This is a genomic window from Ruegeria sp. CI1, from assembly GCF_056536925.1.
In genome coordinates this window covers 49,525-69,036 of sequence record NZ_JBQFQP010000013.1, presented here as the reverse complement: position 1 = coordinate 69,036, position 19,512 = coordinate 49,525, and the positions used below count along the sequence as shown (strand labels likewise).

The window sequence follows — 19,512 nt, the reverse complement described above, 5'->3', positions numbered from 1 at the left end:
CTGGTGACCGGTAGCGCCTGAAACTTTGTCGCGATCACCGGAAGGAGACAGACATATGGAAAATCAGCTCCAATCCGAACTGACTCTTCGGGACCGCGCGCGCGAATTCATCGAGCGGCCGTCGGTCACCAACGCCATTCTGGCCGTGATTATTTTCAATGCGGTTACTTTGGGATTGAGTACGTCGCATGCAGTGATGAGCCAAATCGGTGACCTGCTGAAGGTCATCGACAGGATTGTCCTGACTATTTTTGTGATTGAGCTTCTGATTAAGTTCTATGCCTACGGCTTCCGGTTCTTCAACAACGCCTGGAACGTGTTTGATCTGGTCGTAGTCAGTCTGGGCCTGCTGCCCGATAGATCCGGCCTCTCCGCGCTGCGGGGGCTTCGGGTGATCCGGTCCCTTCGTTTGCTATCAGTAATTCCACAAATGCGCGCCGTGGTGCAGGCATTGCTGGATGCTTTGCCCGGTATGGGCGCTGTCATCGTCATGATTTCCATCGTTTTCTATGTCTTCGGGGTAATGGCAACGTTGATGTATGGTGGAGTTTTCGAAGAATGGTTCGGGACACTGGGCCGGTCTCTTTACTCGCTTTTCCAAATCATGACCCTGGAAAGCTGGTCCATGGGCATTGTCCGCCCGGTCATGGAGGAGTTCCCGTTTGCCTGGGCCTTTTTCGTCCCGTTCATCGTCATTACGGCTTTTTCCGTCTTAAATCTGTTCATCGGTCTTCTGGTAAACACAATGCAGTCTGCGGTGGAGGCGGAAGCCGAGGCCGAGTTTGAACAGATACGCGAACTCGTGCGCAGCGAAACAGACCTTGTGGATGAGCACGTCCTGGCAATGCACGAAGAGCTTCGTGCATTAAGGCGAGAAGTCGCAGAACTTAAAGGTCGCTCGGATGGCTGACAGTTCTCAGAAGTTCATTGCCCGTAATAGGGCGCCCAGGGTTCAGATCGAATATGACGTCGAACTGTATGGGTCCTCCAAGAAGGTCCAATTGCCGTTCGTCATGGGGGTTATGAGCGACCTGAGCGGGAAATCACGGATCGAGCCGCCATCGGTATCAGATCGGAATTTCCTGGAGATTGATGTCGACAATTTCGATGAACGGATGAAAGCGATGGCCCCCCGCGTCGCGTTTACAGTTCCCAATAGCGTGACCGGAGAAGGTGATCTTTCGATTGACCTGACTTTCGAGAAGATGGCTGATTTCTCGCCAGCGGAAATTGCGGCCAGAATTGAACCTTTGAAAGGGTTGCTTGAGGCTCGAACGCAACTCTCGAACCTGATGGCCTATATGGATGGCAAGACCGGGGCCGAAACCCTGATCGAGAAAATCCTTGCCAACCCGACATTGCTGGCCTCACTGGCATCCAGTGATACGTCTTCCGCGTTGCAAGAATCCGCATTGGAGTCCTTGCGCTCGTCCGAGCCCTCGGAAGCGCCCGAGGAAGATCAACAAACGCAGGCCCTTGAGGGGCTCAAAACAATCGATAGGCCGGATGTCCCCGAAGACACTTCTGTTGCCGACGCTCTTTCGTCCTTGCCAAACACGGAGGAGAAACCTGAGGAAGACAGCTCTTCTGATGTACTTGCCAATCTGGCCGACGCTGCACCCGAAAAAGAGGAGGTGGACACATCGGCCACTGATGCCTTGTCATCTTTGGCCGCGGTTGGAGAGAAGGTAGAGGAAGACGATACCGTCGAGGTATTGGGAAACCTCGCGGCATCTGCCCCGATCGAAGGAAAACAAGATACATCCTTAGCCGATGTGCTGTCCTCGCTGCCCGAAATTAATGAACCTGAAGCCCAAAATGAATCTGCCGCGGTTCTGGCAGGATTGGCGACCGAACCTTCTGACGTCGAAGACAATGATACTTCCGTCGCTGAAACCCTTGCCTCCCTGTCGAATGCGGATGAGTTTTCCGAAGCCGATGATACTGCCGATGTACTTACCGGCTTGGCCGGTATGAGACCCGCGGTAGAAGAACACGATACCACGGTCGCCGATGTTCTATCGTCAATTCCCGAAATAGAAGACATTCCCGACGATGCTGGATTTGATTCCGTTTTGTCCGGTCTGGCGACGGAACCGTCCGAAACTGATCCCGAAGATTCGACTGTAGAAAATGCCCTGTACTCCTTGCCTGAGGTTGCCAGTTCTGGCGATGGCAATGATGCAGGTGACATTCTGAGCGGGTTGGCGATAGGCGAAGCGGAAATGGATGTCGAGGATACGTCGGCGGCCAAAGCCCTGTCTTCCTTGCCGGCGCTTGAAGAGGCGCCCGATACAGAAACGTTTGATGATATTCTCGATGACTTGGCGAGCGACACACCAGAGTTGGCAGACGAGAACACGGCTGTAGCGGATGTCCTGTCGTCGGTGCCTGAATTTGATTCTCGAATAGATGACAATGATCTTACTGACATACTGGGGGATCTGTCCAAGTCTACACCAGAGGATGAAATCGGGGATACGTCAGCCGCGGAAGCCTTGGCGGCCCTTTCCACAGCCGGAGACGAGCAAGAAGAAGACAGCTACGAGGGCATTCTTGAAGACCTCTTGAGCGATGATCCCGAACAGGAAGACCCAGAAACATCCGTTGCAGATGTCTTGTCTTCAATATCTGAAATTGAAGAGATCCCAAATGATGGAAGCGACGATATTTTCACGTCACTATCGGAGCTGGAACCAAACTCAGTAGACGAAGAAAAATCTGACGACACGCTGTCTTCCTTATCCGAGTCCAAACACGATCCTGATCCTACTGATGACCTGGAAGGTCTTCTGGCAGATCTGGTTGAATCACCGTCGACGCAAGAATTGATGGAAAACCCAAATTTGGAAGATGTTTTGGATGAGCCTGAAACTCCGGTTGAAGAGACTGCGGAAGAGGCACTTGGCGATAGGTCAGACGACTTGAACCTCATACCCGAACAATCGGATATGAAAGACGCTTCCGGTCGCGAGGACTTGTTGTATGATCCGTTCGATGCCGATCAATCCATTGAAACAGATGCATTGGTGGATGATCTGTTGCGTGATCTGGCGATCGATGAAAACGAAAATACGGCCAGGGAAGCGCAGTCTGAACTTGACGATCTGCTCAATGATCCAGGCGATAACGAACCGAACTACGAAACAGGCGTAGCTGATCCCGAAGACCACGAAAACACTTTGGTAGAATTTGATCAACATGATGGTTCGGAAGTCGACACTGATCTGGATAGTCTTCTGGACGATTTGACCGATCTGGGCGAAGTGGTCGAAGCAGCAGACACACCACCAGACCCTGCCGATGAAGATGCTTTGTTGAACGAACTGGAGGTCCGTGAAGTTGGCGAAGGCGACGATCTGGACTCGAGCGACCTGTTGTCTGATATTGATATCTCGGATGAAGAAGACACTCTGGACGAATTCGATGATCCGGGTGACTTGCCACCGGTATTCGACGAAGAATACGATGCGCTATCAGGTTCCGCAGACGACGATCTTGATGCTTTGTTATCGGCTTTGGAAAACGACGAACCTGTGGATATTGATGACGTGCTTGCCGAGATCGACGAGGGTGATGTTAGGGTTTCGGATCTGGATGACCTGCTTGGCGAGATGGATGTCGAGGCATCGGGTGCTCAGCCAGATACCGCCAACCAAGCCGTGCTAATGAGTTCTGATCCAGAGTTCACTTTTGGTGTGTTGAATGCAGAACGTCCGGACACGGGGAAACTGAACCGTAGGCGCTTTCGCATCGCGCTTTTTGGTGATTTTTCGGGCCGCTCGGCACGCGGTACTTTAGAAACCGGGGATACCCTTGCCAATCGCAAACCGATCCTGCTGGATCCGGATACGGTCGAGGATGTGATAGCAGGATTTGCCACCAGCCTCGTATTGCCGATCGGCAAGGATGGGGCCGGGATTGAAGTTCGGCTGAACGAACTTGACGACCTGCACCCCGATGAATTGTTCGAAAAGGTTGAGTTGTTCGAGGGTTTGGCGAACCTGAAACGACAGTTGTCATCCGGAGCGACGGCAGAACACGCTTCGCGTCAGTTGATCACTTGGGGTGAGCAGTTCGGTCAGGAGGTTGTGCCGCCCCGAAAAAGTTCGAGCGGCAACACGGTCCGTGCAGACCGGAAGCTGAGCGATTTTCAAGAACTGATTGGCGACATATCTGGCCAATTGGCCCAGGCTTCGCCGTTGGATGAACTGTTGGCCCGGATCGTCGGCCCGCATATCAGAAAACTGCCTGACCCAGATGCGGCCGCAATGCAGAAAGCGGTGGATGAAGCTCTGAGTGCGGCTATGCGCTTGGTGCTGCACCATCCTGAATTCCAGTCCCTCGAAGCACAGTGGCGGTCGTTGGACCTGATTGCCCGCAGCGTTGAAACCGATGATACGCTCGAAGTCATGCTGTACGACGTTTCTGCCGATGAAATCGCGGCAGACCTCGCCGCCGAAGATGATCTGTCAAAAACCGGTTTTGTGCGTCTTCTGACCGAGGACCCATTGGACGAAGAAAATGGCCGTGGCGGATTTTCGGCCCTGATTGGCCTATACACTTTCGAAGAAACTCCGCCTCACGCAGAAATCCTGGCCCGCATAGCGCGCGTGGCAGCCCATGTGGATGCCCCGTTCTTCGGTGCCATGACGCCGGGATATCTTGATGTGGATGCCAAGGATCGCCATCCACTGGTGGCGCAAGCCTGGGACACTTTGCGTGCAATGCCAGAGGCAGGTCATCTGGGTCTCGCATCGCCGCGCTTTTTGCTGCGGCGGCCATATGGTGCGAAGTCCGAACCTATCTACGAGTTCGATTTCGAAGAATTCACCATGTCCGAGGGGCTTAAAGGAATGCTCTGGGCAAACCCGGCGGTGTTGGTTTTGATCCTTCTGGCGCGTTCGTTCAAACAAAACGGTCCGTCTATGGGTCTGGGGCAGGTCATGACTCTCGGCGGAATGCCATATCATTTCGTCAATGACCGGTACGGAGATCAGGTTGCACTTCCATGCACTGAACGCAATCTGACGTTGCCGAAACATGAACATACCATCGCGCGTGGATACATGCCGATTGTGTCGATCAAGGGCCGTGACGAAATCCGGCTTGGTTCATTTAACTCGGTGGCCGGGCGGGAAATCCTGGGGCCGTGGTCAGGTATGCCGCTTTCGGACCCGTCGCCGCCAAAACCGGTGGCGCCCGCGCCGCAGGAGATAGTTCCTCAGGATCAGGATGAAGTACCGCCAGATGATGATCCTCTAGGCAATCTCGATGACCTCCTGGCAGGGTTCTCGGACGATGCGGCAGATGATGGTGATAGTGATGATATTGACGCCGAACTGGCGGCACTTTTGGAAGACCTGTAGAACCGTGATGACCCGGAGACCCTTGCCGGCTTTCCGGGAAAGGAGATGAGATGGCCAATACCCGCGATGAAAAACTGCTGTGGGTCACCGGGGATTTCGCCCAGGAGGATTGCGAAATTCGCCGTGCCGTTGTCACGGATGGCATGAGCCAGCTGACCGAAACCCGAATAGAGGTTGTCTGGGCCAAATTCGACGTCAAACTCGAAGAGTTTCTCGGCAAGTTAATGACTATTCACCTCGAGACCAGTGAAGGTAATGAAAGATTGTTCAGCGGCATGGTCGTTGGTGCCAAGGTCGTAGACATCTCAAGCGGAGGCGTTTTGATCGATCTGGAGCTCAGGCCGAAGCTTTGGCTTCTTACGCGCCGCAGGAACTCCAAGATCTTCCAGAACATGACCGCGCCTGCCATCATCGACGAAATTCTAAATGATCACGGAATATCGCGCACCCGCAATTCGACGTCGGAAACCTATGGCGAGCGGGAATACTGTGTTCAATACCGGGAAACGGATTACGATTTCATCTGCCGTTTGATGGAAGAGGAGGGGATCTATTACTTCTTCGACCATGCTGATTCCGATGGAGTCGGCGAGACGCTGGTTTTTGCCGATGGCTCGGGTGCGCATTCCGCCCTTCCCGAAACACCAAGCCCGGAATTCTTCGACCGCGATGCAAGTTCCGCGCGCCGGGGTGATCATGTATTCGAGATGACCAGCAATCAGCACATCACGAGTGGGGCTGTGACGTTGAGGGATTTCGATATGGAAACGCCCACCGCAGACCTGACAGTTGCGAGCAACATTGCCAAAGGCATACATAGCTTCAAAACTAAGGAGAACTACGACTATCCCGGTCATTATCGGCGCGACACAAGCCTGGGCACATCGCGCGCGCGCATTCGCATGGAGGCCGAAGCCGCAAGATTTGCTAAATGGAAGGGGGCTTCCACCGTGCGGACTATGGCGGTGGGTGGAACATTTCAAATTGAAAATACCGATAACCTCAAGATCAAGGATACAGCCACCGACTATCTTGTCATCAGCGCCGCGCATTACATGCAGGCACCTGGAAACTACACTGCCGACGCCGAGCGCAAGGATATTGAAAAAGACGCCTTTCCTTTCCCAAAGGACGCCAAGGAATTGTATTCCAACGATTTTCATGCGATTCCGAAAGCCGAACCCTTTCGAACCCCGCTGGTGACGCCTTGGCCCCAGATCAGCGGGCTGCATACTGCGATCGTGACCGGACCTTCGGGGGAGGAAATCTACACCGACGAACATGGACGTATCAAAGTTCAGTTCCATTGGGACCGCGATGGGAAAAAAAACGAGAACACCACCTGTTGGGTTCGTGTGGTAACTCCGTGGTCGGGAAAGAACTGGGGAATGGTGCATGTGCCGCGTATCGGGCAGGAAGTCGTGATCCAGTTCGAAGAGGGCGACCCGGACCGGCCAATCTGTACAGGAATGCTTTACAATGCCGAAACGCCGACGCCCTACGACTACCCGGCAAACGCGACACAATCGGGTATCAAGACCAACTCGTCAAAGGGCGGAGACGGTTTCAACGAGTTGATGTTTGAAGACAAGAAAGACGCCGAACTGGTCCGTTTTCAGTCAGAAAAAGACTATGAACAGATCATCAAGAACAACGCCACGATCACCATTGGCATGGAGAAAAAAGACGCGGGCGATCTTACCCAGACAGTTTTCAATCACGTCACAGAGACTATCAAAGAAGGCAACCATACCTTTACGATAGAAAAGGGTGACCAGACCTTTGACATCAGTACCGGTAGCCAGACCGTTACGATCAAGACCGACCAGACAGAGACAATCGAAGGACAGTCGACTCGCACAGTCACCGGCGATCATTCCGAGACGATCAAACAGGGCGACAAGAGCACCACGGTGAGTTTGGGGAATATCACGGTCGATGCCAGTGCTGGCAAGATCACGATGACTGCCGCGCAGTCGATCGAGTTGAAAGTTGGCTCATCGTCGGTGAAACTCGACCAAACCGGTGTTACGGTGAAGGGCATGATGATCACAGTGGAAGGCACGGCAAAAACTGACGTGAAAAGCCCGATGACCACCGTCGACGGCAGCGGGATGCTGACCCTCAAAGGTGGTCTCACGATGATCAACTGAGGACTTTGATCATGACCGCAAAATGGCAAAACATGACCAAGGTGCCACAGCAACCGGCTGCGCGAGCTTTGGCTGGCGCAAATGCAAAGCTGGCCACCAAACTTTCGGCGCCGGCTAGTTCGATGCCGGATGTTGTCTTGGCTGAGTTGGAAGAAAAAAACGCCCCGGTCGATATTCTGAGGCTGATGTCCGTTATTTTGCCACCGCGCGAACGAATTTGGTGGGCCTGTCTGGCGGCACGCGACGTTATCGGCCCGGCGCCCGACCACAATACGCCGTCACTTGCCGCAGCGGAAGAGTGGGTGTTTCGCCCTTCCCCCGAAAACCGCGCAAAAGCTGCGCTTGCGGTGGATACCGCCGAATTGGACGATGAAACGGTCAAATGCGCGCAAGCTGTGGTTTATGCCGACGGAACCTTGGGGCCAGGCGAGTTGGCGGAACATGCGGCCCCTCCGGGTGCGGGTGAGGTTCTGACCTTTGCGATGAACCTCGTGGCGCTGGAACACCACAAAGACGATTTTGAGTCGTATCTGCAGTTGCTTATCGACCGCGCAGTCAATATCGCCAAGGGCGGAAACGGTAAAATAGGAGCAAAGGAGGGCTGATCATGGGTTTCCCGCAAGCCAGAGTGACAGATCTGCATCCTTGTGTGCTTCTGGCACCGCCACCGGCACCGCCGTCACCGGTTCCTGCACCGATGCCGATCCTCCCACCCTGCATGACAACGGTTTTGGTGGGGAAATTGCCGGCAGCACGGCTGACCGATCTGGCAACACCGGCTGCGCCCCATCCGATCATCAAAGGTTCCGCCACTGTGCTTATCGGAAAACTGCCTGCAGCACGCGTCATGGATAATGTCGCGTGTGGCGGCATGATCGTAAAAGGTGAATTTACAGTTTTGGTAGGAGGTTGATCTCAAAGCATGTTTGTCACGCTTAAGTTTCAGTCGACCGGAGCCGTACCCGGTGATGGTCGCCCGGTCGCGATGCGAGGCGGGTCTTTGACCGTTGGGCGTGCCGAAACAAACGATCTGGTTTTGCCGGACCCGGACAGGATGCTTTCCAAGAACCATTTCGTGGTCGAAGATCACAACGGTAACGTTGTAGTTGTCGATCTGAGTACGAACGGAACTTTCTTGAACTACTCCAAGCTTCCGCTGGGGCGTACGCCGACGCCGTTGAACAATGGCGATGTGCTGATCGCCGGGAACTATGAAATGGTAGTCGAGATAGGTGCCGAAAAGGGATCGCTCGAAGATGCCATTCCTGCACCAATGGATCAGGGCAATGTGAGCCACGGACAGGCGCAAAATGCGCCCGATCCTTTGGCTCTACTCGATGATGCGGGACCCGAGGGTGATTTTCTGGATGATCTCTTGGGCTCGGGGGATGCGCCAAAAGGCCATTCGCAGCTTGAACGCAATGATCCGATGGATGAACTGCTACCACCGTTGGACGATGATGACCCGTTCTTTGGCAAGCCAGAAGATCCGCATGCCGGTCAAGGCGCAAGCGATGCGGCGCACAACCCATCGGCGCAGGATGCGTTTCCCTCTCCGACGGCCAGTGCAAATTTCATCCCGGAGGACTGGGAAGAAGATTTACTGTCGCCTTCGGGTTCGGCGCAGGCACCGTCAAGTGATCCATTCAAGGAACCCCCATCACCTGAAAAGACTTCGGGGCCAACGCCACGACCGACCCCGGCTGTGGAATCTTCGCAAGGAACGGTTGCGCCACCTCCGCCGCAGAGATCTGAACAGCCAGGCGATCATTCCTCGGCACGCGCCTTTTTGGAAGCGTTGGAGGTCGAGGACTTACGGATCGATGATGCCGATCTTCCTGCCACAATGGGGCGGATGGGGCGTGTTCTGCGGGCGATGATCACCGGTCTGCGGGAAATTCTGATGACCCGCACTTCGATCAAAAGCGAATTCCGCATTGATCAGACCATGATAAGCGCAGGCGGTAACAATCCGTTGAAATTCTCGATCAGCCCCGAACAGGCCATCGAAGCGATGATAAAGCCGCGCGCGCGTGGTTATCTGGGCTCGGAAGAGGCGACTGAACAAGCTTTGAACGATATCAAGGCGCACGAAGTCGCGATGGTCACGGGGATGGAGGCCGCCCTCAAGGGTGTCCTGGCCAAACTCAGCCCCGATGAAGTTGCGGGCAAGATCGAAAGCTCTGGTGCGCTTGGCAGTCTCTTTAAGGGAAAGAAAGCGCGCTATTGGGAAGCCTACGAGAACATATTTGAAGAAATTTCGGATCAGGCCGAAAACGAGTTCCACGACCTGTTCAGCCGCGAGTTTGCGCGCGCCTACAAGGAGCAGTTGGAAAAACTGAAGTAACGTCGCAATGTGAAATTGGCGGCGATGAGAATTGAGGGAGGACTGGGTTTGTCCTGGGACAGTAAGGTACTTTGGACCGAGGGGTTGTTTTTGCAACCTCACCATTTCCAGCAGGCGGACCGGTACACCGAGGCGCTGGTCGCGGGGTTGGCCCGACGGATCACGCCTTATGCATGGGGCGTCAGTTCTCTGGAACTTGATGACGAGGTCCTGAAAGTTGGTCAGATTGCACTGAAGTCCTGCTCAGGACTGACGCAGGACGGGACAGTTTTCCGGATGCCGCAATCCGATACCCACCCGCCCGCGCTGGAAGTTCCCGAAACAATAAAGGACTGCGTGGTTTACCTGACCGTTCCGCAACGCCGTCAAGGTGCATCCGAGGTTGACCTGTCAGGTGCGGAACAATCGGCAAGCCGCCTGCGTCCGACCGAGCATGAAATCACCGATGTGATGAGCCAGCAGAAAAAGCCAGTGACGATCGGTGTGGGAACGCTTCGTTTACAGTTCGCGCTGGAAGTCGATGATCTGGCGGATCGTCTGGCCATTCCGATTGCCCGCATTATCGAGGTGCGCCCGGATCGTGAGATCATTCTTGATAGGGGTTTCATACCAAGCTGTCTGGATGTGCGGGCTGCCCCGGCACTCAGCGGTTTTCTGAATGAATTGGAGGGCATGCTTGCCCACAGGATGCAAGCACTTGCCGGTCGCTTGTCCGAGGGCGGTCCCGCCAAGGGTGCGGCAGAGATCTCAGATTTTCTTTTGCTGATGACGATCAACCGAGCGCTACCGGTAGTTCGCCATTTTTCAGATATCGAAAACGTTCATCCTGAAACGGCCTTTCGCCTTTGTGCGTCGTTGGCGGGTGAATTGGCAACCTTCATGAGCTCTGAAAAGGAGGCACCGCAATTCAGTCCCTATCAGCACGACAAACTGACAGGTACGTTCGCGCCGGTGATCCGCATGTTGCGGCAATATCTCAGTTCCGTTCTTGAACAGACCGCGATTTCGATCCCATTGGAACCCCGGAAGTATGGTATAAGTGTTGGTGTCATCGCCGACCGGAAATTGATCGGCAATGCAGGTTTCGTTCTTGCCGTTAGCGCCGACATTCCTGCAGAAGATGTGCGCCGTCACTTTGCCGGTCAGGCCAAGACCGGTCCGGTCGAAGAAATCCGCCAGCTTGTGAACTCGGCCTTGCCCGGCATTACGCTCAGACCTTTGCCTGTCGCGCCTCGGCAAATCCCGTATCATTCCGGCGTCGTTTATTTCGAACTGGATGCTGCCAGCCCGTATTGGAGCAAGATGACCACATCAGGCGGCATCGCGGTGCATGTTTCAGGCCAGTATCCGGGGCTGACAATGGAGCTTTGGGCCATTCGCAACCACTGAGCCGATGAGCCGGGTTCGCGTTGTTTTAATTTGATAGAGTGTTCCGGCTAGGTCAGACTGGCCAGCAAGGCTCGAAAAGAACAGGTGTAACTTAATGTCAGATGACGATCCGTTCGCAGAACCGAACGACACCGACAAAACAGTGATCCGCCCGAACCCCGGCGGGCGTCGCCCGGTGCATAGCGCTTCGCAACAGCCTGCAGCCCCTCAGGCCAGCGATCCTTCTGGGTATGGAACACCACCGCTTGAACCGGCGTCTGCACCTACGGCGGGCGCGGGTGGCGTCGGCGCATATGGCGTTCCCCAGTCGCGGACTAAGCAGCAGCAATCCGCACCTACGGCGGAGCCTGTCGTCATGACCGGTATGAATCGCTTAAATGCTTGTGCTACACCTTTGTTTTCATTGATCAGTCGCATACGAAACCGGGCACAGCACATGGACCCGGACAAACTTCGACAAAGCGTGGTGTCCGAAGTCCGCACCTTTGAAAATGCGGCGCTTCAGGCCGGAATTGCGGCGCAGACGGTGAAGGTAGCGCGGTATGCTATCTGCGCGACACTGGATGATGTGGTCCTGAACACGCCTTGGGGTGAGCAATCCAGTTGGGCCACGCAATCGCTTGTTGGAACCTTCCACCGCGAAACGGTGGGCGGTGATCGCTTCTACGACCTGCTGGCGCGCCTCGAGAAAGAGCCCGGCTCCAATATCGAACTTCTGGAATTTGTCTATATGTGCCTGTCCCTCGGGTTCGAGGGGCGGCTTCGCGTAGAGCAGGGGGGAAGCGACAGACATCTGCAGATCCGGCAAGGTTTGGCTCGGCTTATCCGCGCCCAGCGAGGACCGCTCGAATACGATTTGTCGCCGCATTGGGAAGGTGCGGACAAACCATATCGCGCGCTCAGCGCATGGAAGCCCGTCTGGATTGCGGTGGGGGTCACTGCGGTCTTGCTGGTGTTAGAATTTGCCGGTCTTTCGTATGCCCTGTCTTCCAAGACTGAAAACCTGATAGGCCAACTTTCGGTGATAGATTCAGGACCGGTGGCCGAGTTGCAACGCCGAGCACCTCCCCCTCCATCGCCGCCACCTGAGCAAGCAAAAGTTGAAAAAGTGGCGCAGTTCCTTCAGCCCGAAATTGAAGAGGGCATCGTGAAGGTCTTCGAAGCAGGCAACACACTGGTTATCAGGATCACCGGGTCGGGAATGTTCGGGTCAGGGTCGGATCAGCTGCAGGATTCGTTTGTAGATCCCGTCAATCGGGTCGCTCAGGCGCTAAACGACGAACCGGGGCCGGTCATAGTGGCGGGACATTCAGACAATGTCCCAATCCGATCCTCACGGTTTCCCTCCAACATGCATTTGTCATTGGCAAGGGCCAAGTCCGTTATGCAGCAGATGGCTGACGCCTTGAACGACCCATCAAGACTTAGTGCCGAAGGCCGTGCAGACAATGAGCCGATTGCAGACAACTCGACCCGCGAAGGACGTGCGGCCAACCGCAGAATCGAAGTCTTGCTGGTCCAGGAGCAGAACTGATGCTTATCAACCGACTTATCCTGCCGCTGTTCCGTTCGATCTATACCATCCTGCTGCTTGTCGCGGTCGTGCTGGCAAGTTGCCTGATCTATTTTGGCCCTTTGATTGGTTGGGGCGAATGGCGCCCGTTTGACAGCTTGAGCGGCCGCTTGATCTGGGGTGGCGCGATCTTCGGCTTCTTTTTTGTGATAATGTTGATCATTTTCTTCGTTCGACGCCGTCGCGAAAAAAAGATGACCGAGGAAATCGTCGAAACGGTGGATGAAACCGGCGACATGATCGGCTCCGAAATCGCAGAACTGCGCTCAAAGCTGAAGACAGCGATGTCCCAATTGCGCAAATCCAAGAACGGGCGCAGACATCTGAATGAATTGCCCTGGTATGTGATGATAGGGCCGCCGGGCGCAGGCAAAACCACTGCCATCGTGAATTCCGGCCTGAGTTTTCCTTTGGCCAGGGAAATGGGTAAATCTGCAATCGGAGGCGTGGGCGGAACCCGTAACTGTGACTGGTGGTTCACCGAAGACGCGGTCCTTATCGACACCGCCGGCCGCTATACGACCCAGGAAAGCGATGCCGAAGTCGACAACGCGGCTTGGGTCGGTTTTCTTGGATTGCTCAAGAAGTACCGGAAGCGACAGCCAATCAACGGCGCGATGATCGCTATCAGCCTGAGCGACCTGTCACTACAGGACGAGATGACGCAAAAAGAACATGCCAAGGCGGTTCGACGTCGACTAGAGGAATTGCGCGAGACGTTGGGTGTCCGTTTCCCGGTTTATGTCCTTTTCACCAAGGCTGATCTGATCGCGGGCTTCGCCGAATTCTTCGACAATTTGGGCAAGGAAGAGCGCGAGCAGGTCTGGGGTTTCACACTGCCTCTGGACAAGGTCAAAGGTGAACAATCCCCGGTTGCGGCGTTTGATGAGGAGTTTGCAGGTCTCTTGGGGCAACTAAATGCGCAGTCCTTGGAGAGGATGCAGACCGAGACCGATCCCCAGCGCCGCGCGCTTGTCGCCGGGTTCCCGGTTCAGGTTGCCTCTGTTCGCAAGGTTGCCCGCGATTTTCTGAGCGAAGTCTTCCAGGAAAGCCGATACCAGCATCGCCATATGTTGCGAGGGGTGTACTTCACATCGGGTACACAGGAAGGTACACCGATCGACCGCCTGATGCTCGGCATGGCTCGTACGTTTGGTATCGGACGGCAAGCCATCGGTTCAGGACAGGGGACGGGACGATCCTATTTCCTGACCCGGTTGTTCGAAGCGGTGATCTTTCGCGAGGCGGGTCTGGTATCTGCCGACGACAAGGTTGAACGCCGTTACAGAATCGTCAAATGGGGTTCTATCGCGGCCACGATTTTGGCGGCAATCGGTGTTGGTGCCTTGCTGGTGCGTAGCTATCTGGGCAACGCCGACCTGATAGCAGAGGCACGGGACAGTGTCAGCGCCTATCAGGCCGCCGCGGCAACACTTCCTCCCAGCCCGGTCGGGGATACCGATCTTGTGCCCGTAGTGCAGGCGCTCAACAACCTTCGCGACATGCCTGCCAATCCCGTGCTTGATGACCCCGACCCCGAACGCCGCCTGACATACGGTCTGTATCAGGGTGAGGTGATCGGCACGCAGGCTGCACAAACTTATCGCGCCGCGCTGAACCGGCGCTATTTGCCAAGGTTGCTGTTGCGGCTGGAAGAGCAGATGGCAGCCAACATCAACAACCCGGATGTCCTCTATGAAGCGCTCAAGGTCTATCTGATGCTTGGGCTGCAAGGCCCGATGAACAAGGACCTGGTTCGCGAGTGGATGAATATCGACTGGACGGTCTCCTATCCTGGGCCATCGCGCGACCAACTGCGAGCCGATTTGAACGACCATTTGGACGCATTGCTTGGTCAGCCCATGCAGGAAATTGCGTTGAACGGCCCAATGGTAGAGCAGATTCAGGGTATCCTGTCCGAGATGCCGCTGGCCCAGAGGGTTTATAATGGGATTATAGCCAGCCCTGCTTCAACCGCTTTGCCAGAATGGCGGCTTACCGAGGTTGGCGGCCCTGCCGTCACACGTGTTCTGGTCCGCAGTTCCGGAAAGCCGCTCAACTCCGGGATCGAAGGTATATTTACCTATCAAGGCTTCAACGGGGTATTCTTGGGAGAAGCTGTCGGCGTCGCAAAGCGTGTTCAACGGGAAAGCTGGGTATTGGGTCCGCGTGGCGAAGCAGAACAGACGGAACTCGCACTTGCAGCGCTCAGCCGTGATGTTCTTGACCTGTATTACAACGACTACATTGCACGGTATGACGCCATTTTGGGCGATATCGATATCATCCCAATGGAATCGCTCAGTCACGCCGTCGAGGTTACAAATGTCCTGTCCGGACCGACTTCGCCGATTGTGAATATCCTGATGGCGATTTCCGACGAAACACGGCTCACCGAAGACCGCTCTGCATTGGCTGACACTGAGGTCAGCAACAAACTCTCCACCGTGGCTGGAATTGAGCTGCAAGCCAATACCTCGGTGCAAACCCAGATCTTGCTCGAGGCGCTGGCAAAAACGGCGACCGGGCAGGGGGCTCAACCCATAGCGCCGCCCGGCACCTATGTTCAGGACCGGTTTGACTGGTTGCATCAGTTGACGGCACGGCCCGAGGCGCAACCTTCGCAACTTGATATGCTGATGGGCTCGTTGACAGACGTGTACCAGGACCTCAACAAAATGTCGTTCAGCGGCGTGTCAGGAGCGGAAAGCGGGCAGGCCATGCAGCGTTTCATGCAAGAAGCGGCGCGTGTTCCTGGGCCAATGGAACGTTGGGCTACGCAGATTGTCAACGGCTCATCTGGCATCACGACGGACAGCACGCGTGCATCGATCAATGCTCGGTGGCAGGCTAATGTTTTGCCGTTTTGCGAGCAGGTTCTGGAAAACCGCTACCCGTTCGACCGTCGGGCGCGTGCGGACGTTGCGATTGGCGATTTTGCCAAGTTGTTTGGGCCTGGTGGGATGATCGACGCCTTCATGAACGACAACCTGATCAAGCACGTTGATATGCGCACGCGGCCTTGGACATGGAAAACTGGCGTGAACCAGACCGATCTCGGGATAAGTCAGGCGGTGTTGCAACAACTGCAATACGCAGCGGAAATCCGCGATGCGTTCTTTGCAAACGGTCCGCAACCGGCAATTAACTTCCAGATCATGCCCGAAGCGCTCGATCCCAAGGCAAAAGGTGTGACTTTGGAAATTGACGGCCAAACCCTGGAGTTCCGTCATCGCGGCGGGCTGCCATCACCGTTAGCCGTGGCATGGCCGGGGCCTGTTGGGCTTGCGCGGGTCAGTTTCGATCCGCAAAAGAAAAACATCGAAAGCGTACTAAGCCGTGATGGACCCTGGGCGTGGTTTCGATTGTTGGATGCGGCCGAAGTGCGACGAACCAACGTATCCGACCGCAAGAAAGTCATTTTCAATGTCGGAGGCCGGATTGCTATCTTCCAGCTACAATCGGGATCGGTGATCAATCCCTTTGCGTTGCCAGCGCTTGCCAAATTCAGCTGTCCCAAGTCGTTTTGATGCAGCGGCAGAGGTTCGGAGCATTCGGTAAGATGCCGTCGGCTGGCGACTTTTTTCGCCTCAGCCTTTCCCAGTCTTTTGTGGCCGAATGGGATGAATGGTTGCAACGCTGTCTGTTGCAGGGGTCCGAGTTGAATTCCGGAAGATGGAATGAGCTTTACATGTCCGCGCCGATCTGGCGGTTCTGCCTGTCACCGGGACTTGCTGGTCCACAAAAGGTCCTGGGCGTTCTGATGCCGTCAGTCGATCGGGTGGGCCGCCGCTTTCCGCTGACACTCGCCGCTCCAGTAGTTTCCGGCAGCAGTGCTTTTCTGGACCATTTCAACAATATCGGTGTATTCGAGGCCCTAGAGAGGGTTGCATTGGACGCGCTGGATGATGACATGTCTCGTGATCGGTTAGACAAGGCCCTGTCTGAAATAGCCGTTCCATCCTCTCAACAGAACGCGAACATACAAAAAACCGGCAACTGTATCATCCTGAGACAGGAAAACGGGCAAAATGGTTGCTTGCCCGATCTAGCTTCGGGACTAATGTCGGATTCTTTTCGCAATCCGAGCATTTGGAGCACAGTCGTTCAGGGCGGTTCCCGTCTGATGGTCTGCGAAGGTTTACCGTCCGGACCAAAGATGCAAGGCTTGTTCAATCTTCATGCCGAAATCTGGGCCGAGGCACCACCTACATGACTTTTTCCAGGGTACGTTACAACGCACGCACGCATGTCGGCCTGAGACGAAAGGTAAACGAAGATTCGATTCTGGCGCTTCCGGATGAAGGTATCTGGCTTGTTTCGGACGGCATGGGAGGCCACGCTGCCGGCGATTACGCCAGCCGTCTGATTGCGGATATGGTGGCCGCAATTCCTTCGGGTCTGACGCCAACCGACAAGCTGCATGCTCTTCGTGACATCCTGCGCCTGGCCCATGAGGCAATCCAAAAAGAAGCCTCGAAGCGCGGTGGGCAGACAATTGGGGCAACAGTGGTTGTTCTGATGATGGCCAACGGGCATTTTGTCGGTTTGTGGGCAGGTGACAGTCGGATTTACCTGATGCGCGATGGTGAAATTCAGATGCTGACATCCGACCACTCCTTTGTGGCCGAGTTGGTTCTGGCCGGTCAGATGACATGGGACGAAGCCGAACATCATCCACAGTCCAACGCCATTACCCGGGCGGTTGGAGTTGGAGGAGAACTGGAACTCGATAAATTTCGTGGCGCACTGCAACCCGGAGACCGATTTTTGTTGTGCTCGGATGGATTGACGAAATACGCTACTTTCGGGATGTTGCAACGTGCCATGTCGGAAATGCCGATCGAAACCATATCGGATCGCTTGGTGCAACTGGCACTGGATGGCGGCGGCAGCGACAATATTTCGGTTATTGTGGTAGATGTGGTTCAATGATTTTAAAAGCAAAAAAATAAGCACACCTTTTGAGGTTTTGATCTCACAACTGAAGCTCGCCGTCAATGTGTTGATTATGCGTCTTAAAATTCTGTCTCGAGCTCACATCGAAAAGTTTCGGGCCAAATCTGAAAGATTTTCGCAGGCCTCATTGTAAACCGGTACGCGGATTCGGGCCCTCTTCTGGAAAACCCGTGCCCAATCGTGAACGCACTCCTCAAATCTCAGCAAAACTGGTCGGCTCAGATCGCTTGAAAAATACAGTTGCTAAGCCCGTGTCGACGGCACACCTCCGCCGTCGACATGCCTGCCTCGTGTTCCTTGATCGTCCCGATAATCTGCGCTTCGCTGAAACCGCTTTTTCGAATTCATTTGCTCCTTCGAAGGGTTCATCAAACTTGACCTGAGACCCAACTTTCATCCAGTCTTTGGGAGAAACCGTCGTTGATTTGCGCTGCTCCCCAAGTTTGGACCGCCGGAAGCTAGATTTTTCCGGCTCCTTCACGATGGTGGGCTGGTGACGCCATCGGGATAATGCATGGCGATCGGGACGTTATATCCGATCGCACTGTGGGGTCCGTCTTCGTTGTCGTACCTGCGCCAATCCTCCAGCATTTCACGGGCATCCGCAAGACTCATGGACCAGTGCGCGTTCAGGCATTCGGTCTTAGGTAGCAAATGCACCAAAATGCCATCTGGATGACCGGCGAGATCTCGTGTGGAATGGCGGCATGTCGAAACCATTGATTGTTCACACGCTGACAGAGAAGCGGGCCGAGATACTGTGCCAGATTAAAGCATACGAAGCGCAGTTCGCACATGCGAAGCACGATCTGGCGCATGTTAACGCGACGATTGAACTGTTCGCCGCACCTGAACGGCAGCGCGCCCGGTACATTGTGAGCCATGGGTTCTTCAAGAAGGGCGAGATCGCGGATATCTGTGCCCGCCATCTCGGGGTCGATGTTGAGCTGACCACGAGAGAGCTTGCCGAGCGCGTAATGGTGGAGCGCAACCTGGACATCTCAGATACTGCGCTCAGAAACTCGGTGGTCTTCAAGGTCGTCCAGGCGCTGCGACATGCCAAGCGACGAAAGCTCGTCAGGATGATCGAGAAGAAGAAAGGTATGTGTGTCTGGGGTGCCGGCGACGCCGTCACGCTGCGCGTCGTTGCCAATACCCCTTCCACGACCCGCTGACCGGCGATGCAAGCGCGCTGCCGATCAGGCAATCTGCCAGGTGGCCATTGCTCTCCTCCCGATGATCCTCGAGCCAGGCTGCATGGGCCGCGTATGCATCGAGATACCTTCCTTCGACCTTCAGATGCTGTCCGCCAATCATCCGTCTAAGCCGCGAGAAGAAGCTCTCGGCAAGGTTGGTATGAGCACCTCCGACGCTGTAACCCTCTGAATGATTGATCCTTTGCATGTCAAAGTCAGTTTCCAGATGACCCAATGCGCGACTTCATCGGTCGAGACAACGGTATCTGGAGCGATCCTTTCCCTTGCGAACTCGACGCCCTGCGCCTCTCGAAGAAAGGTTCTCGTCACAGTTCGGCCGCCCCGCTGGCGGAGCACGACAACCACCCGGCGCTTCCCACTCCGGTTGGCGCGACGCCGCCGGTCGACACGCTCCTCCCGCAGATTGGCGGGCCGGACATGACCACCGAACACGGCGCCATCAACCTCGACCTCGCCGTCCAGACGGACGTCCCGGGTCTCCGCCTTCATTGCTTCTCTGAGCTTG

The 19,512-nt window shown here is 55.2% G+C and carries 14 protein-coding genes and 3 pseudogenes; 13 read left to right on the top strand and 4 right to left on the bottom strand.

The annotated features are described in order from the left end of the window. The first annotated feature begins 55 nt into the window (after positions 1 to 55). The 12 genes and pseudogenes from ACR0LZ_RS15840 to ACR0LZ_RS15785 all read left to right on the top strand — a co-directional run bounded on the left by ACR0LZ_RS15840 (position 56) and on the right by ACR0LZ_RS15785 (position 17,766). Positions 56 to 910, top strand: a complete 855-nt coding sequence (locus ACR0LZ_RS15840) for an ion transporter (protein WP_480750801.1) — start codon at positions 56 to 58, stop codon at positions 908 to 910. Then, positions 903 to 1,379 (top strand): annotated as a pseudogene (gene tssB / locus ACR0LZ_RS15835) (type VI secretion system contractile sheath small subunit); the annotation flags it as partial. The gene ACR0LZ_RS15840 and the pseudogene tssB, both read left to right, overlap by 8 nt. Before the next feature lie 594 nt (positions 1,380 to 1,973). Then, positions 1,974 to 5,369: a type VI secretion system contractile sheath domain-containing protein gene (locus ACR0LZ_RS15830; RefSeq protein ID WP_480750862.1), complete on the top strand. Its 3,396-nt coding sequence runs from the start codon at positions 1,974 to 1,976 to the stop codon at positions 5,367 to 5,369. A 50-nt stretch (positions 5,370 to 5,419) separates the two neighbouring features. Beyond that, entirely contained in the window at positions 5,420 to 7,522 is a 2,103-nt protein-coding gene (locus ACR0LZ_RS15825) for a type VI secretion system Vgr family protein (protein ID WP_480750800.1), read from the top strand. A gap of 11 nt (positions 7,523 to 7,533) precedes the next feature. Further along, positions 7,534 to 8,127, top strand: a complete 594-nt coding sequence (locus tag ACR0LZ_RS15820) for a DUF6931 family protein (RefSeq protein WP_480750799.1) — start codon at positions 7,534 to 7,536, stop codon at positions 8,125 to 8,127. A gap of 2 nt (positions 8,128 to 8,129) precedes the next feature. Then, positions 8,130 to 8,435 carry a PAAR domain-containing protein gene (locus ACR0LZ_RS15815; RefSeq protein WP_480750798.1) on the top strand — a complete coding sequence of 102 codons (306 nt, stop codon included), beginning with the start codon at positions 8,130 to 8,132 and terminating at the stop codon, positions 8,433 to 8,435. 9 nt (positions 8,436 to 8,444) lie between these two features. Next, positions 8,445 to 9,869, top strand: coding sequence for a type VI secretion system-associated FHA domain protein TagH (tagH, locus tag ACR0LZ_RS15810; protein ID WP_480750797.1), 1,425 nt, complete (start codon positions 8,445 to 8,447; stop codon positions 9,867 to 9,869). Between the two features lie 48 nt (positions 9,870 to 9,917). Continuing rightward, on the top strand, positions 9,918 to 11,258 hold the full coding sequence (gene tssK / locus ACR0LZ_RS15805; protein WP_480750796.1) for a type VI secretion system baseplate subunit TssK: 1,341 nt from the start codon (positions 9,918 to 9,920) through the stop codon (positions 11,256 to 11,258). Between the two features lie 94 nt (positions 11,259 to 11,352). Then, positions 11,353 to 12,792, top strand: coding sequence for a type VI secretion system protein TssL, long form (gene tssL / locus ACR0LZ_RS15800; protein WP_480750795.1), 1,440 nt, complete (start codon positions 11,353 to 11,355; stop codon positions 12,790 to 12,792). Continuing rightward, entirely contained in the window at positions 12,792 to 16,361 is a 3,570-nt protein-coding gene (tssM, locus tag ACR0LZ_RS15795; RefSeq protein WP_480750794.1) for a type VI secretion system membrane subunit TssM, read from the top strand. Before tssL ends, tssM begins: the two co-directional genes overlap by 1 nt. Next, a complete protein-coding gene (gene tagF, locus ACR0LZ_RS15790; RefSeq protein ID WP_480750793.1) occupies positions 16,361 to 17,047 on the top strand; it encodes a type VI secretion system-associated protein TagF in 687 nt (228 codons plus the stop codon). The genes tssM and tagF overlap by 1 nt, the downstream gene beginning before the upstream one ends. After that, complete coding sequence (locus ACR0LZ_RS15785; protein WP_480750792.1) at positions 17,044 to 17,766, top strand: PP2C family protein-serine/threonine phosphatase; 723 nt, start codon at positions 17,044 to 17,046, stop codon at positions 17,764 to 17,766. The genes tagF and ACR0LZ_RS15785 overlap by 4 nt, the downstream gene beginning before the upstream one ends. 254 nt (positions 17,767 to 18,020) lie before the next feature. On the opposite strand, the pseudogene ACR0LZ_RS15780 reads toward ACR0LZ_RS15785, so the two are convergent. Together ACR0LZ_RS15780 and ACR0LZ_RS15775 are read right to left on the bottom strand one after the other, a co-directional pair. Continuing rightward, a pseudogene (locus tag ACR0LZ_RS15780) lies at positions 18,021 to 18,134 on the bottom strand (transposase); the annotation flags it as partial. Positions 18,135 to 18,267: 133 nt separating this feature from the next. Then, positions 18,268 to 18,435, bottom strand: a pseudogene (locus ACR0LZ_RS15775) (integrase core domain-containing protein); the annotation flags it as partial. Between the two features lie 62 nt (positions 18,436 to 18,497). On the opposite strand from ACR0LZ_RS15775, the gene ACR0LZ_RS15770 reads away from it, so the two are divergent. After that, complete coding sequence (locus ACR0LZ_RS15770) at positions 18,498 to 18,965, top strand: hypothetical protein (RefSeq protein WP_480750791.1); 468 nt, start codon at positions 18,498 to 18,500, stop codon at positions 18,963 to 18,965. On the opposite strand, the gene ACR0LZ_RS15765 is transcribed toward ACR0LZ_RS15770, so the two are convergent. Then, a complete protein-coding gene (locus tag ACR0LZ_RS15765; protein WP_480750790.1) occupies positions 18,922 to 19,221 on the bottom strand; it encodes a transposase in 300 nt (99 codons plus the stop codon). The two genes, ACR0LZ_RS15770 and ACR0LZ_RS15765, sit on opposite strands and share 44 nt — an antisense overlap. Further along, positions 19,104 to 19,496, bottom strand: coding sequence for a transposase (locus tag ACR0LZ_RS15760; protein ID WP_480750861.1), 393 nt, complete (start codon positions 19,494 to 19,496; stop codon positions 19,104 to 19,106). Before ACR0LZ_RS15760 ends, ACR0LZ_RS15765 begins: the two co-directional genes overlap by 118 nt. Between the last annotated feature and the right edge of the window lie 16 nt (positions 19,497 to 19,512).

What these genes read in the sequence shown, in the direction of transcription:
- ACR0LZ_RS15830 (WP_480750862.1), top strand. Translation starts at nt 1,974, where the DNA reads ATGAGACCCGCGGTAGAAGAACACGATACCACGGTCGCCGATGTTCTA.
- ACR0LZ_RS15785 (WP_480750792.1), top strand. Translation starts at nt 17,044, where the DNA reads ATGACTTTTTCCAGGGTACGTTACAACGCACGCACGCATGTCGGCCTG.
- ACR0LZ_RS15815 (WP_480750798.1), top strand. Translation starts at nt 8,130, where the DNA reads ATGGGTTTCCCGCAAGCCAGAGTGACAGATCTGCATCCTTGTGTGCTT.
- ACR0LZ_RS15825 (WP_480750800.1), top strand. Translation starts at nt 5,420, where the DNA reads ATGGCCAATACCCGCGATGAAAAACTGCTGTGGGTCACCGGGGATTTC.
- tssL (WP_480750795.1), top strand. Translation starts at nt 11,353, where the DNA reads ATGTCAGATGACGATCCGTTCGCAGAACCGAACGACACCGACAAAACA.
- ACR0LZ_RS15840 (WP_480750801.1), top strand. Translation starts at nt 56, where the DNA reads ATGGAAAATCAGCTCCAATCCGAACTGACTCTTCGGGACCGCGCGCGC.
- ACR0LZ_RS15760 (WP_480750861.1), bottom strand. Translation starts at nt 19,496, where the DNA reads ATGAAGGCGGAGACCCGGGACGTCCGTCTGGACGGCGAGGTCGAGGTT.
- ACR0LZ_RS15770 (WP_480750791.1), top strand. Translation starts at nt 18,498, where the DNA reads ATGTCGAAACCATTGATTGTTCACACGCTGACAGAGAAGCGGGCCGAG.
- tagF (WP_480750793.1), top strand. Translation starts at nt 16,361, where the DNA reads ATGCAGCGGCAGAGGTTCGGAGCATTCGGTAAGATGCCGTCGGCTGGC.
- tagH (WP_480750797.1), top strand. Translation starts at nt 8,445, where the DNA reads ATGTTTGTCACGCTTAAGTTTCAGTCGACCGGAGCCGTACCCGGTGAT.
- ACR0LZ_RS15820 (WP_480750799.1), top strand. Translation starts at nt 7,534, where the DNA reads ATGACCGCAAAATGGCAAAACATGACCAAGGTGCCACAGCAACCGGCT.
- tssM (WP_480750794.1), top strand. Translation starts at nt 12,792, where the DNA reads ATGCTTATCAACCGACTTATCCTGCCGCTGTTCCGTTCGATCTATACC.